This is a genomic window from Terriglobales bacterium (assembly GCA_035567895.1).
Lineage (GTDB): Bacteria > Acidobacteriota > Terriglobia > Terriglobales > Acidobacteriaceae > Gp1-AA112.
On the sequence record DATMPC010000059.1, the window covers coordinates 33,114 to 46,779 of the forward strand.

Here is a 13,666-nt window from a genome sequence, read left to right on the forward strand (position 1 = left end):
GGATTACTAACTATTAGGGCCCGTAGTACAAATACTCCGCATTCATAACCGGTCCTGATCGCTTGCGACGGGATCAGGGGCGGCTAACCGGCCGCCAAGTTTAGACGCCCTTTTGGGGTGACGAATAGTCAGGCGAAGGCAGGGCGTCTCCGCTGAAGTAATGGCGAACTAGGCCTTGGTCGCGAACTCGGCCTTGTTCGCAGCGGATGTGGCAGCGGCGCCGTATCGGGTTTCGACATACTCATCGAGAATCCCGATGAATTCCTTGACGATGTGATCGCCGCGCAACGTCGTCATTAATCTTCCATCCACAAATACTGGAGCCTTTGGCTCTTCAAACGTTCCCGGCAGCGAGATGCCGATATTGGCGTGCTTCGATTCACCGGGTCCGTTCACCACACAACCCATGACCGCGAGCTTCATCTCTTCCACACCCGGATATTTCTCTTTCCATACCGGCATACTGCTGCGTACGTGGCCCTGAATCTGCTCTGCCAGTTCCTGGAAGAAGGTTGACGTAGTGCGCCCGCAGCCCGGACATGCCGTAACCTGCGGAGTAAAGCTGCGAATTCCGAGCGACTGCAAGATTTGCTGCGCGACGAGTACCTCTTCCGTACGATCGCCGTTGGGAGCCGGGGTGAGAGAGACGCGAATGGTATCTCCGATACCTTGAGTGAGCAGCGGAGCCAGTGCTGCCGAGCTGGCGACGACACCTTTCATTCCCATTCCGGCTTCGGTCAATCCGAGATGGAGGACGTAGGAGCAGCGCGATGCGAGGCTGCGATAGACATCCAGCAGATCCTGTACGCCGCTGACCTTAGCGCTGATGATGATCTGGTCGGCGCGCAAGCCGTACTTCTCAGCAATGGCAGCCGAGTTGAGCGCGCTCACAACCATGGCTTCCATCGTCACTTCGCGCGCGTCCAGCGGCTCGGCAAGACGAGAGTTCTCGTCCATCATGCGTGTGAGTAACTGTTGATCGAGCGATCCCCAGTTAACGCCGATGCGCACCGGCTTTTGATTCTCGACGGCAACTTCCACCATGGTGCGAAAGTTCTCGTCGTCTTTTTTCCCAATGCTGACGTTCCCGGGGTTAATGCGGTATTTCGCCAGACTTCGTGCGCAGGCCGGATACTTCTTCAGCAGAAGGTGTCCGTTGTAGTGAAAGTCCCCAATCACCGGAACGGTGAGGGCGATCTTCTCCAGCCCTTCAACGATATGCGGTACCGCCTGCGCAGCCGCGTCGTTGTTTACGGTCACCCGGACCAGCTCCGAGCCGGCGCGAGCCAGCGCTGCAACCTGCTTAATGGTGCCGGCAATGTCGGCAGTATCGGTATTGGTCATCGACTGCACCACTACTGGTGCATCGCTGCCAACGCGCACCTGGCCGATATGAACGGTCGGGGTCTTTCTACGCTGAATCTGAGACATGGAATCTTTAGTTTAACAAAGAGCGTTCTAACCACGGAGACACGGAGGCACGGAGAACAGCCGGATAGAACCTCAAAGGGCAAGAACAAATACACAGGCTCTGGGGATTTGGCCCTGATCTCTTAGTGATCCTTCGTGGTTAGCGCTGGCTGTTCTCCGTGACTCCGTGTCTCCGTGGTTAGAACGATTTGTCTTTTCCCTCACGAAGCTGCTTCTTCCACCCGAGAATCCGCGCCTGATTTGCGGCCGCCTCGGCTTCGGGGATCATGCCTTTCTTTTGATACGCGATCGAAAGGCTGGTGTGGGCGAGGATGTCGTCGGGATCGAGTTCGACTAATCGCTTGGATATCTGAATCGACTCATCGAAGCGATTCGCGTCCTGATAGGCGCGAGCCAGGCCGTGTAACGCCTCGGAGTGGCACGGATCAAGCTCGAGGCATTTCTCGTACTCAGCGACAGCTTGGTCGTGCTTGCCCTCAGCGAAGAAATCGAGCGCCGCGTAGTAATGATCTTCAGCCTGCTGCCTGGAGTCGGACATGAACAAAAAAGTCTAGCAGTTTTGAACCGCTATACTGCCAATCGAGAGAATGAAGAAAGTTCTGCGATTCATTTGGATTGCCACGCGTGGCCATCGATTGGCTCCGTGGCGGAGTCCGTACTTGCGTTGGAGAATTGAAACCTACACCGGCCTAAAGATGGACAAAATCGGTTTCATCGAATTCTGGGGATTTCTTTGGCGCGAGCGTCGCGAACTGAAGCGATTTCTGGAGTGGACGGCGACGATGGAAGACTACGCGCGCCCGAAGCCTAAAAACCCGTAATTCGTCGCGCAATCAGTTCCACTAGAACTGTCATCCTGAGCCCCTCTTTTGGGCGAAGGATCTCCCGCGATGCTTCGGACTTCAAATGCCATTTCCTGGCTCTTCGGCCAAAGAGTCCGATTTAGCGGATTTCAAATTGAAAAAAACTAAAGCACGGCCAAAGAGCTACGAGGCAGCATTCGAGTCAGATACATCGCGGGAGATCCTTCGCCCAAAAGAGGGGCTCAGGATGACAGTGAGAGACGTTTGAGAATTAACCCAAAACTACCGTTACATCACTTCCCCGATCCGCCCCTGCCAGACGATTCGCCGCGGCACGATTGGCCGAAATCTCCAGATATCCCATGCTGCCGAGGATTCCGAACAGCTCTCCAGGTGTAGCTTGCGCGTAGGCATTCTTCATTTTTGTGATTTCAGCTTTGCCCACGGTGACCTTGAACGAAGGCGGCGCCTCCTCAAATAGCTGTGGAATGTCTTTAGCGGTGATGTTGGTGATGAGATTCCCGAACTTGTCAGTCTTCAGCACGACGCCCTTGAAGCTCTTTTCATCAATCGGTTTTGGTTTCGGCGCGGCGAAGCGAATGTAGTCCGTGATCTCTTCGCCGAACTTACTGACTTCGACTCCCTTGCTCAGCCAGCCGGCACAGGCTGCAAAGACATCCCGTCCGTGGAAAGTCTGACTGACCGGCTGCAGAAAGTAGTGTTCGGCGGTCACGTGCCTTACGCTCAGACGCTCGGAGCGCTCGTAGACCAGAGACAGCACTCCGTTATCAGGCGCTAAGAAAACCTGTTTCTCGTTGGTGACGAGAATAGGCCGGCGCTGTGATCCGACCCCGGGATCGACGATCACGACATGCAGAGTGTCGGAAGGGAAGTACGAGGCTGCCTGGGCGATGGTAAGAGCGCCATCGAGAACGTCGAAAGAATTCACCTCGTTGCAGATATCAACGATCTGCGCCTGCGGGTTGATGTTAAGGATCACGCCTCTCATGGTGCCGACAAAGTGATCGTTGAGTCCAAAGTCCGTAGTGAGTGTGACTAGTCGGTTGGGCAAGAGCGATCCTCAGAGAGTTGAGCTAACTATAGAAGCTGCGCGAAGTTAACTTGCGCACACAGGGAAGTCAAGAATGCAATCGCGAGTTGTCAGTCGCGAGTAATCAGTAGGTTCATTCCGAAGAAAATTCATCGGCCTCGGATGACAATGCCGTAATCACATCGTCGTCCACGTCCCAACGTTTTAAGACCTTGAAGATAGTGCCCTGAGAGAATCCAGCCCGCACCAGCATGCGAAAGATGCGCGCCGATTCACGTTCGTTCTGCGGCTTCTTACGCCGTTTACGCTCCAGGAACTGACGCGCGAGCTTCTCCTCGTTTACATCCTCATACGCAGCATCAACCGCTTGCTGGATGACTTCGCTGTGGACGCCCTTGATCTTGAGATCGGTGACCACGCGTCGGCGTCCGAATTTCTCGTTGCTCTGCCGGTATTGGGAATAAGACGCCGCATAGCGGGCATCATTCAGGAATTTCTGTTCTTTGAGCTTGGCGATTACCGCCTCTACTGCCAGGGCCCCATCCTCATTAGGCTCAGCTCGCAGCCGCAAGAGCCGCTTCAGCTCCGCTACCGTTCGCATCTTGCGCGCCAGCGAGCCGACAGCATAGTCATACAGCTCCACATCGGTCAGGGTCCGCTTTCGCCTGGTTCCAGGGAACGACATGGGCAAAGGGTAGCAGAGACACGTGGAACCTTTGCTGCCAAAGTGCGTTGACGAATTTTCCTGAGACTCCAGAGGTTAGTGGTCATCCGATAATCGCGGTTGAGATAGACCTGGATTCCATGCGTGAATCAAAGCGATACTCGAAGGTCGCGGTCGAAATTCGGCAGGCGAGGGAAGGGGACGAGCAGCCCATTCTGAAGTGTCTGGCGGAGGCCTTCGAGCCATATCGTGAGCAATACACTGCTGGAGCTTATGCCGATACTGTTATCGATGAGGGCGCGCTCAGTGCGCGCATGCAGACAATGCATGTGCTGGTTGCGATCTCGAACGGAGAAATCATTGGAACAGTTGCCGGAACGGAATCTCACCCTGGCGAAGGACATCTTCGCGGCATGGCTGTGCTGCCGCAATACAAAGGCTCTGGAGTTTCCGCAGAACTGTTGGCCGCGATTGAAGCCTGGTTACGAGCACGCGGATGTGTTCGTGTCACCCTCGATACGACACAGCCGCTACTGACCGCAATGAGGTTCTACGAGAAGCACGGGTACGTTCGCTCAGGGCACGTCTCGGATTTCTTTGGTATGGCTTTGATTGAGAACGTGAAGGACATCCGATAGTCTGAAGCCACTTTTCGCGAATTTGCCATTCATCGGTTGATGAAACGATTGAAGTTTGATGAGACCACTGAAGCAAGAATGAGCTTTCCTTTACAGCTCTGTCATCCTGAGGCCCGAGGTTGGCCGAAGGATCTCCCGCGATGTGTCGATCTTGAATGCTCTTTCCTGGCTCTTCGGCCAGAGACTTCATTTTGGCTGAGCCCAATTACGACAGAGCGGAACTGGGCCAGAGAGCCGCGACGCAGCGTTCGAGTCCTAAGCATTCCGGGAGATCCTTCGCCCGAAATCACGGCTCAGGATGACAATCTGATTTCTTTCGGGCCGAATTTGGAGTTGAAAGATTTTTGTCAACGAGAAATCAGAGATAGGAAATCAGATTCGTCGAATCACTTGATTCAGCAATTCGACGCTCTTCCCGAGTTGGTCCAACTCCACCTCTTCGCAAGGCTGGAGCGCCTTCGCCAGGGACTCCACCCGCCGCTTCTTTCCCGCAAGTAACAAGGCCTTGCCGCGGCGAGTCGGAGTAATCAGAATCGACCGTGCATCCTCTCTTGCCCGCGCGACCCGCACGAGGCGCTCGCGCTCCATCGCCGCAATCAGGCGGCTCATGGTCGGATTCTTCACCTGCTCGGCTGCCGCAAGCTCGGCCAGCGTGAGCGGTCGTCCAGAAAATACGAGTACAGACAACGCCGATAGCTTTGCCGGACCGATTCCACTGGCGAGGTCCTGAATGCGCAAACGCCGCAGCAGGTGAATGGCCGCAGAATGCAGCCGGTCGGCAAGCTCCAATTCGCGCTTTTCCTTTGCCGTTGACATCTTCTCGGCTAGATAGTTAGCATAGCTAACTAATTAGATCGTAGCACGCTTATGGAGGTTTGTATGCTGGCTGGAACCCAGATCGCACTCGACAAGATTGGGCAAATTGCCATCCTGGTAAAGGACATCCCACGCGCCACGGAGTTCTATCGCGACAAGCTGGCGATGAAGTATCTGTTCTCTGCTGGCAATCTTGCGTTTTTCGATTGTGGCGGCATTCGGTTGATGCTTGATAAGCCGGAGAAGGTTGAAGTGGGAACTTCAGTCATCTATTTCAAAGTTCCCGAGATCCACCAGGCGCATGAACAGATAAAGTCCCGCGGAGTTGAATTTGTCGACAAGCCGCACCTGATCGCGAAGTTGCCCGATCATGACTTGTGGATGACATTCTTCCGCGACAGCGAAGGCAATCTGCTGGGCCTAATGAGCGAAGTGCGCCCACCGAAGCCTTGAAGCCCTCCGCCTCGTCGTAGAGACGCAGCATGCTGCGTCTCTACCATGCTGATGCGTCTGCCATGCAGCCGATTAATACTCGACATTGACTAGAAACAGCCCGCTGGCCGGGGCTGTTGGTCCAGCATCGGAGCGCCGTCGAGCCGCAAGGATCTCAGGAATGGAATCAGCAGCCAAGCTACCTTTGCCCACAAGAAGAAAAGTTCCGACAAGATTGCGTACCATGTGGTGAAGGAATCCGTCGCCCCGCACTCTGTAGACGAATAGATCGCCCTGGCGGCTCCATTCCGAAGCGAAGATCGTGCGCACGTTGTCGAGCTCTTCGTCATCTTTTCCACGCTCCGGATCAACCGCGGCAAAGCTGGCGAAATCGTACCTTCCGATTACGCGCCCAGCAGCCTCCGCTATCGCGTCCTCGTCTAGCGGATACGGATGATGATGAACATAACGCGCCATAAACGGCGGGCAGACACCACCGCGAAAGATTCGATACTCGTAGGTCTTGGCTGTCGCGGAGTGGCGCGCATGAAATTCCGGCTGTACTTCCTCCACTGCTGTCACTCTTACTGAAACCGGCAGCGTGTGATTGAGCGCTGTAAGCAGATTTTCTGCGGGGATCGGCGATTCCAATGCGAAGCTCGCAACTTGCGCGAGCGCATGGACGCCCGCGTCGGTTCGTCCTGAGCCTTGAGGCAGAACGCGCTCACCGGTCACCCGTTCGATGGCGTCGGACAGCGTGCCTTGAATCGTCGGCCGCTGCGGTTGAACTTGCCAGCCGCAAAAGTCGGTGCCGTCATAGGCGAGTGTGATTTTGAATTTTCTAGCTATCCCGTCGTCCCTGTCGTTTTGATGCCCTGTCGAGCGTCTTATCTACGCCGGCAGGACTTTCTTAGAGGTCAGCAATGTAAAAAAGCAGCTAAGAATGAATCGAAATCCCAGTCTATTCATCGAAGGAAATCGTAGCCGTAATCTTAAGGGAGTGCCATCCGCGTCGTTGGCCTGATTTATACTAGGCGCTTCCCACTTTATACTAGGCGCTTCCCACAACGAATCATGGCCGGCGCTATGTTCGGGCTGTGATGGAACTTATCCGTCCAACGGATCGTATTTCAGGTTTGACCCGGGACAAACGATTTGTGATGACAATTCTCGGGTCGCAGCAGTTTCAATCTCGTTCACTTCCAAGGCAATTGGAGATCGCACATGTGTGTGTTGTGTTTCAAAGGAAATAAGAAGAGCATGCGCCGCATCGCCGCTGGCGTTGCCCTCACCGGCGGCCTACTGCTGGGACGTTCGCTCCTCGCTCAAGAGGCGCCCAATGCGCCAACCCCCCAGCATGCGACGGCTACACAGACCAGCCGTGGTGAGTCCTTTGGAGGACTGAACTACGCCAACGGATACAGCTTCCTGAAGGGCCCGATAGCTCCATACAAGACGCGGAACGTACCCGCTCCGAATCTAGCGAACTCTCCCCGTATGGACCAGCTAGTTCGCGATGGAAAGATCTATCTCTCGATGTCGGACGCGGTCGCTCTTGCCCTGGAAAACAACCTCGATCTGGCAATCGCGCGCTATAACCTGCCTATTGCCGATACCGATATCCTGCGCACCAAGGCTGGACAGGGATTCCGCGGTGTAAACACTGGGCTGGTTCAGGGTACGCCTGGGGGGCAAGGTGGCACTGGAACCGGCACGGGCAATCAGGGTGCAGGCGCCGGTGGTACGACGAGCGGGGCCGGCGGAGCCGGCACTGGTACTTCGGGAATTGTGTTGTCAACCGCCGGAGCAGGTCCCGGCGTGCCGCAATTCGATCCTGCGGTGACCAGCACTCTCACCGAGGAACACGCGATCTCGCCACAGGCCAACCAGGTATTCACAGGAGTTCCCAACCTGCAGTCGAATACCGGCACGGTAAACTTCAGCTACAACCAGGGATTTTCACCCGGCACGAACCTGTCCGTAGGCTTTCAAAACAATCGGCAAACCACGAACAGCCGATTTAACACTCTGAATCCAACGTTGAATTCGAGTTTCCGCGCGACGATCACGCAGCACCTGCTGCAAGGCCTTGGCTTGGGGCTGAACACGCGTTTCATTCGGATTGCCCGTAATAACCGCGAGATCGCGGACGTTGCTTTCCGCAACCAGCTTATCGAAACGATTTCCCAAATTGAAAATATCTATTGGGATCTCGTGAACGCCTATGAGAACGTAAGAGCCAAGGAGCGCTCGCTGGGGTTGGCCCAGAAGACCCTCTCTGACAATCAGAAGCAGGTTCAAATTGGGACCCTTGCCCCGATCGAAGTAGTTCGGGCGCAAAGCACGGTCGCAGCGAATCAGCAGGGACTGATCGTGGCGCAAACCAACCTCCAACTACAGCAGCTGCTGATGAAGAACGCGTTGTCCCGCAACCTGTCTGATCCGATTTTGGCCGCTGCCCCGGTGATCCCCACAGACACGATGGCGATTCCGGCAGAGGAACCGGTAACCCCAATTCAGGACTTGATCAACGATGCGTTGTCGCATCGTCCGGACCTCGCCCAATCGCGCATTGATCTCACGAATCGCGAGATTAACCGCAAGGCGGCGGGGAATGGCGTGCTGCCCAGCATCGACCTGGTAGCGTTCTATGGGGGTAACGGACTGGGAGGAACGCAGAATTCGTTGGCGGCATGCGGTCCAGGTTCGAATCCCCTCTTTTGCACTCCGCCCGGAACTATCCCTGCACATGGATTCGGCAATACTTTTGGCGACCTGTTCAACAGTACCGCTCCCGACAAAGGCCTGGGACTGCAAGTGAACATTCCGATCCGGAACCGCTCTGCCCAGGCTGATCAAATGCGCTCGGAACTCGAGCTGCGCCAGGCTGAAATGCGTCTCCAACAACTGCAAAACCAGGTTGCGATCTCAGTGCGCAACGCGCAGTTCTCCTTACAGAACAACCGCGCACTGGTCGAAGCCGCTGACAAGGCTCTTGAACTCGGGCAGCAGAGCCTGGACGCCGAGCAGAAGAAGTATGCGCTTGGCGCCTCTACCAACTTCGCCGTGTTGCAAACTGAAAGTGATCTGGCCACTGCTGACAGCAATCGCGTTGCGGCGCGCACGGCATACGAGAAATCGCGCGTCGAGCTCGACCGCGTAACCGGTTACACGCTCGTGCGCAATGGCATTGTGCTCGACGATGCCTTCAACGGAACGGTGACGAAGCAGCCAATTGTCCCTTACGTCACTCCGCGGACTGACACTACACCAACTCAACAGCAACAGAACCCACAAGGCGCGGCGCAGAATCAGACACCGCCGGTCGCACAGCAATCCCCGAAATAACTTCGGAAACATACACCTCCTCCAAGACTGTCATCCCTCGCGCGCCTTTTGCGCGGGGGATCTGCTTTTTGTGGATACTGCAGAACAGCCCATCCTCCACTCCGCGGTGAAGTTGCGTGAACATCGCAACATCATGGCTGCGGAGTGAGGGATGACAGTGTTTTGGAGCCAGCGGTTTTTCTTTGTGCTCACGAGTCACGAAAGTTATCCTGACCCGGCATGAGTCTCTCCGTGGTGATCATCACCCGAAACGAAGAGAGCAACATCGGACGCACGCTGGCGAGTGTCGCCTGGGCTGACGAACGCATCGTCGTCGATTCAGGATCAACAGACCGCACGCTCGAAGTTGCTCGCGAGCAGGGCGCCAAGGTTTTCGCAGAGGCATGGAAGGGTTATGCGCAGCAGAAAAACTCAGCGATCGCCAAGGCCTCCGGTGACTGGACCCTCTCGATCGACGCAGACGAGGAAGTCTCTGCAGAACTCGCCGAGAGCATAAAACGAGTGGTGGGAAATGCGACGCCCAACGTTTCGGGATACTTCATTTCTCGACGCAACCTGTTCCTCGGCCGGTGGATTCGCCATGGCGGTTTCTATCCCGACCGCAAGCTCCGCCTCGTTCAACGCGGCAAAGGAGAGTTCGTAGAACGAGCCGTGCACGAGACCATGCGCGTCGAGGGCCCCACCTCCGTGCTCCAAGGCGATCTCATTCACAACGCGTATCCAACTCTGACGGCCTATATCGAAACCATGAATCGATATTCCTCGTTAGGTGCAGAAGTGCTGGTACAAAAGGGACAGGTGAGCCAGTCCTTGCCATCGTTCTTTTGGAACGTCCGAGTTCGGCCCGTGGTGAATTTCATCTGGAATTACCTTTTCCGCGCTGGGTTTCTCGATGGAAGAGAAGGATTTCTGCTGCACCTCTATCACCACGGATATGTGAGCTGGAAGTACGCAAAGGCGTGGGAGGCAGCGCGAGCCGGCAACAAGCAATAAGCGATAGGCAATAGGCGAAACCAGATGCAAGAGACGAAAGCGCTCGATTTTTCAGAATTTGAGGTCCTAACCTTTGACTGCTACGGCACCTTGATCGATTGGGAAACTGGAATTCTCCGCGCACTTCGCCCAATCATTGAGCGACACAAGGTACGGGCCAGTGACACCGAGCTGCTCGAAGCTTACGCTTCAGCAGAAAGCAAGGCAGAGTCAGGAGAGTTCATGCCGTATCGGCGTGTTCTCGAGCAGGTTGTGCGGGATCTTGCGGCGAAGTGGGGCTTTAGCGTCAGTTCAGATGAGCAACATTCGCTTCCGGAGTCGCTGAAAACCTGGCAGCCATTTCCGGATACTGTTGCAGCACTTCGCAGGCTGCATCGGCGCTACAAACTGGCGATCATCTCGAACACTGATGACGATCTATTCGCTCATACCGCCAAACTTCTTGAAGTGCCTTTCGATTTTGTGACCACCGCCCTCGAAGTTCGAAGCTACAAGCCTTCATTCAATAACTTTCAGCGGGCACTGGAGAAGATGACAGTCGGCAAAGATCGTGTTCTACACGTAGCGCAAAGCCTGCATCACGACATCGAACCCACGCGTACTCTCGGCATTCATTCTGTGTGGGTAAATCGAAGACAAGGAAAGTCCGGCACTGGAGCTACCGTGGAGTCATCAGCAAAGCCGGATCTGGAAGTTCCTGATTTGAAAACGCTGGCCGATCTCGCAGGATGCTAGAGACGGATTCACCACGGAGACACGGAGGCACGGAGAAGAATGTAGGGAGAACTTCTGGAGCCTGCTCGACCAGATTTCGGGAAGCCCAGATCCGGCAACAGCTTTCCTCTGTGCCTCCGTGTCTCCGTGGTGAATCGGTTTTGTGGTCATAAAAACGAAAAGACCGCCCGGCAAATAGGCGGCCTTTTCTTTCAAGGGAGAATAGTTCCAACGGAGGCAAAGCCATCAGAACTTTCTGGACGAAATCTTATGGTCGTGCACAGGGGGTGTCAAGCGAATTTTCTGACACAAATGCCTTATAAATCAATGATTTACGAAAATTGTTCCCTGCATCGAAAATGTGGCAGTTGCTGGCGCACTTTTCCCACTGCAGTCGCTAATAGCAGCTGTTTCAATGACTTAGCTTGATTTCGATGATTAGTCCCGTAAATTCAGGGTAATGACGTTAGCGTCCTCTGGACGGTCGAAAAAGCGGTCTGGATAGAGTTTTTTAAGGATGACGCGCAGTCCTCCGAAGACCAGCCCGAATACAAGTGCGACGGCGAGGATCAATCCAATGAGTCCAAACGCCGCAACGATGAGATTGCCAATGTTGTCTTTTCGCGTGAGGAAGGTCGGCTCGTTGTAGGTGACATCAGCCTCGTAGTTCACTGAAGAGAGCAGGGAACTTACTTCGGATCGCGAAGCCTGACCGCTCACGATCACCAGCAGCGGTCCGGTTCTCTTGATTGAAAAGCTTCCTGCGCCACTCGCCTCAAGGTTTGCGTGATTCTGTTCGATGTTCCGCAGTTGCGTTCCCGCGATCTGCGGCGTCGGATAGGAGATCAGCGTGAGTTTCGCTTCGCCTTCATCGCTCTTGTAGAGAGCTGTCAGGACCTCTGGACTCTTGGAGAAGTCGATGGCAGAAGAGGGAAGCGGAGACGCAACCTGGTCGTATGACCTTGGACCCGTCGCGAACTTGACCGAATGCTCGATGAACGAAGGCTGCGGAAGCCAATGTGCGAGGCTCGGAGGCTGCGCCAGATTGCCGGCCGGCTGCGGAAGACCGGCAGCCAATTCACGCAATTCCGCTGCCGACATCGCATTCACACGATCAAACTTCGCCTCGATGACGATGTTGCCCTGCATGAACAGCACACGATCTCCGGCCCACTCACCATGGCGTCCAATATCCTCTGTTCGCATACCGGGCTGGCTGTAGAGCGAGTACCCGCCATAGGCGCCAGTAGCGTCGTCGAAGCGCGCCGCGCGCACACTGAGCTTGCGATCGCCCTTCGCGTAGTTCGCCGATTGAAAATCACTAAAGCCGTATTCCTTGAGCACACCCGCCAAACCGGCGTCAGCATCAGCGGGATTGGAGCTCGTCTTCGCCGTCGCAGCTTCCTGCTGCCATCCGGCAAAGGCTTGAGGAAGGATCGGAGAGTTCGCGGCGTGGGTAACCGAGGCAAACGCGATAACTAAGGCAAGTAGTTTGACGGAAAGTCGCATGTACAAAGCTGGGATCGACAGATACAGTCTATTAGACACCACCTGTGCGGTGCACGATTCCGATTTGGCCTTGTGGCATAGCCGGCCTCGGCCTACTGCTGGGCAGCAAACCGACATCACTGCACGATCTGCCGGGGGCATGGCTGCGAGGTTGGCACGGTAAGGCCAGCCAAGCTAGAGCGGGATGGCTGAGCCTCGGTCTGTGGAGTGGGACTCTGGCTGCCGAGAACTCAAGTCTGACTCCCTTTTGAGTTGCTTACGCAGTACAAACCCAATGTGAGCGGCAATCAGAAACCCAATTTGGTAAGTCAAGTCGTACTGTAGCATCCCAAACGTGTACAGCGGAGAATGTCCCCACCATAACGAGCCTGCGGTGGCCACCGCACTAATCCAACCCAAGACCAGCGTCCAAGCTGGCTTTACGATAAAGAGCAGAGCAGCAAGAGTCATGGAAAAAGCGATGCACTGGTGGACCACTACGGGCTTGACAAATACCTGCTCTGCAAAGATCACGATGTCCTGCAGGACTGTACAGAGCGTTATAGCTACGCCACAGATGCCAATGCCAACCTTAATTAGTCGAGCTTTTTGCTGTCCCGTCATCTGTCAGTGAACCCCTGTTCCAGGTGCGAGTGGACCGCCAGGTATCAGACCCAAATATTTGAGCCACAACGTGACTGCAGCTGCTCCATACCCCTTGATGCCCTTGGCCGCATCGTATAGTGTCTGGTTGCACTTTTGAAGCGCGGCAGCTTGAGCAAGACTCCCCGTCCCGGGTGTGCCGATACTATTTATGTCCGCTGTCGCACGAACCGCATCGTAGCACGTATCGTGGGCGTGACACGCAGCATCTAGCTCGTTAAGCTCGGGTCCGCCACCGCCTTTTCCACACCAGTGGGTACCGAAGAAAAGAATTGGTTAGGATCATAGTCTGTGGGTCTGCTCAAAGCTGAAATAGGCCGATGTGGTCTGCATCCATCAGCCTCGAATTGCGTGCCGGGTTTCGCGGCACGCATCGAGTTGAGGCTGGCAGGAACTGCCGGGAAGAAGTTTTTGGTAATTGAGCCCCGGGTAGGGCGGCACTCTTCTTAGAACGTGTCGCCCTTCCAGGGCTCAAATCTATGCGCTGTTATCCCGGCACTGGGTGCCGGGCTCAAATCTATTCGTGCCGCGAGACGCGGCACGCAATCTCTGACGCTGCAGCACCCTGTTTTCAGGCTTCTACGCAGCGATACCGAACATTTTCAAGGCTTGAGCGTTTCAGCTT

General features: G+C 55.3%; 14 protein-coding genes. 6 read left to right on the plus strand and 8 right to left on the minus strand.

The annotated features are described in order from the left end of the window. Nucleotides 1–168: 168 nt before the first annotated feature. Nucleotides 169–1,431 carry a flavodoxin-dependent (E)-4-hydroxy-3-methylbut-2-enyl-diphosphate synthase gene (gene ispG / locus VNX88_13185; protein HWY69616.1) on the minus strand — a complete coding sequence of 421 codons (1,263 nt, stop codon included), beginning with the start codon at nt 1,429–1,431 and terminating at the stop codon, nt 169–171. 178 nt (nt 1,432–1,609) lie between these two features. Continuing rightward, nucleotides 1,610–1,969, minus strand: a complete 360-nt coding sequence (locus VNX88_13190) for a tetratricopeptide repeat protein (protein ID HWY69617.1) — start codon at nt 1,967–1,969, stop codon at nt 1,610–1,612. Nucleotides 1,970–2,090: 121 nt separating this feature from the next. Between VNX88_13190 and VNX88_13195 the strand changes: the two genes are divergently transcribed. After that, nucleotides 2,091–2,252 carry a hypothetical protein gene (locus VNX88_13195; protein HWY69618.1) on the plus strand — a complete coding sequence of 54 codons (162 nt, stop codon included), beginning with the start codon at nt 2,091–2,093 and terminating at the stop codon, nt 2,250–2,252. Nucleotides 2,253–2,505: 253 nt separating this feature from the next. Here VNX88_13195 and VNX88_13200 read toward each other — a convergent pair whose 3' ends face one another. After that, nucleotides 2,506–3,306 (minus strand): SAM-dependent chlorinase/fluorinase, encoded by an 801-nt coding sequence (locus tag VNX88_13200; protein HWY69619.1) that lies wholly within the window; start codon nt 3,304–3,306, stop codon nt 2,506–2,508. Between the two features lie 112 nt (nt 3,307–3,418). Then, the gene (locus VNX88_13205; GenBank protein ID HWY69620.1) at nt 3,419–3,970 is read right to left on the minus strand and encodes a regulatory protein RecX; all 552 of its coding nucleotides are present in this window, start codon (nt 3,968–3,970) and stop codon (nt 3,419–3,421) included. 119 nt (nt 3,971–4,089) lie between these two features. Here VNX88_13205 and VNX88_13210 point away from each other — a divergent pair, with 119 nt between their 5' ends. Further along, nucleotides 4,090–4,587 carry a GNAT family N-acetyltransferase gene (locus tag VNX88_13210; GenBank protein HWY69621.1) on the plus strand — a complete coding sequence of 166 codons (498 nt, stop codon included), beginning with the start codon at nt 4,090–4,092 and terminating at the stop codon, nt 4,585–4,587. A 372-nt stretch (nt 4,588–4,959) separates the two neighbouring features. On the opposite strand, the gene VNX88_13215 is transcribed toward VNX88_13210, so the two are convergent. After that, the gene (locus VNX88_13215) at nt 4,960–5,403 is read right to left on the minus strand and encodes a MarR family transcriptional regulator (GenBank protein ID HWY69622.1); all 444 of its coding nucleotides are present in this window, start codon (nt 5,401–5,403) and stop codon (nt 4,960–4,962) included. Nucleotides 5,404–5,466: 63 nt separating this feature from the next. Here VNX88_13215 and VNX88_13220 point away from each other — a divergent pair, with 63 nt between their 5' ends. Further along, nucleotides 5,467–5,856, plus strand: a complete 390-nt coding sequence (locus tag VNX88_13220; protein HWY69623.1) for a VOC family protein — start codon at nt 5,467–5,469, stop codon at nt 5,854–5,856. Between the two features lie 72 nt (nt 5,857–5,928). Here VNX88_13220 and truA read toward each other — a convergent pair whose 3' ends face one another. Beyond that, a complete protein-coding gene (gene truA, locus VNX88_13225) occupies nt 5,929–6,726 on the minus strand; it encodes a tRNA pseudouridine(38-40) synthase TruA (GenBank protein HWY69624.1) in 798 nt (265 codons plus the stop codon). Nucleotides 6,727–7,095: 369 nt separating this feature from the next. Between truA and VNX88_13230 the strand changes: the two genes are divergently transcribed. The 3 genes from VNX88_13230 to VNX88_13240 all read left to right on the plus strand — a co-directional run bounded on the left by VNX88_13230 (nt 7,096) and on the right by VNX88_13240 (nt 10,911). After that, nucleotides 7,096–9,183, plus strand: coding sequence for a TolC family protein (locus VNX88_13230; protein ID HWY69625.1), 2,088 nt, complete (start codon nt 7,096–7,098; stop codon nt 9,181–9,183). A gap of 219 nt (nt 9,184–9,402) precedes the next feature. Next, nucleotides 9,403–10,176: a glycosyltransferase family 2 protein gene (locus VNX88_13235; protein HWY69626.1), complete on the plus strand. Its 774-nt coding sequence runs from the start codon at nt 9,403–9,405 to the stop codon at nt 10,174–10,176. 24 nt (nt 10,177–10,200) lie between these two features. After that, nucleotides 10,201–10,911 (plus strand): haloacid dehalogenase type II, encoded by a 711-nt coding sequence (locus tag VNX88_13240; protein HWY69627.1) that lies wholly within the window; start codon nt 10,201–10,203, stop codon nt 10,909–10,911. 417 nt (nt 10,912–11,328) lie between these two features. Here VNX88_13240 and VNX88_13245 read toward each other — a convergent pair whose 3' ends face one another. After that, complete coding sequence (locus VNX88_13245; protein ID HWY69628.1) at nt 11,329–12,399, minus strand: DUF6599 family protein; 1,071 nt, start codon at nt 12,397–12,399, stop codon at nt 11,329–11,331. 174 nt (nt 12,400–12,573) lie between these two features. Beyond that, nucleotides 12,574–13,002 (minus strand): hypothetical protein, encoded by a 429-nt coding sequence (locus VNX88_13250; protein HWY69629.1) that lies wholly within the window; start codon nt 13,000–13,002, stop codon nt 12,574–12,576. Nucleotides 13,003–13,666 lie beyond the last annotated feature (664 nt).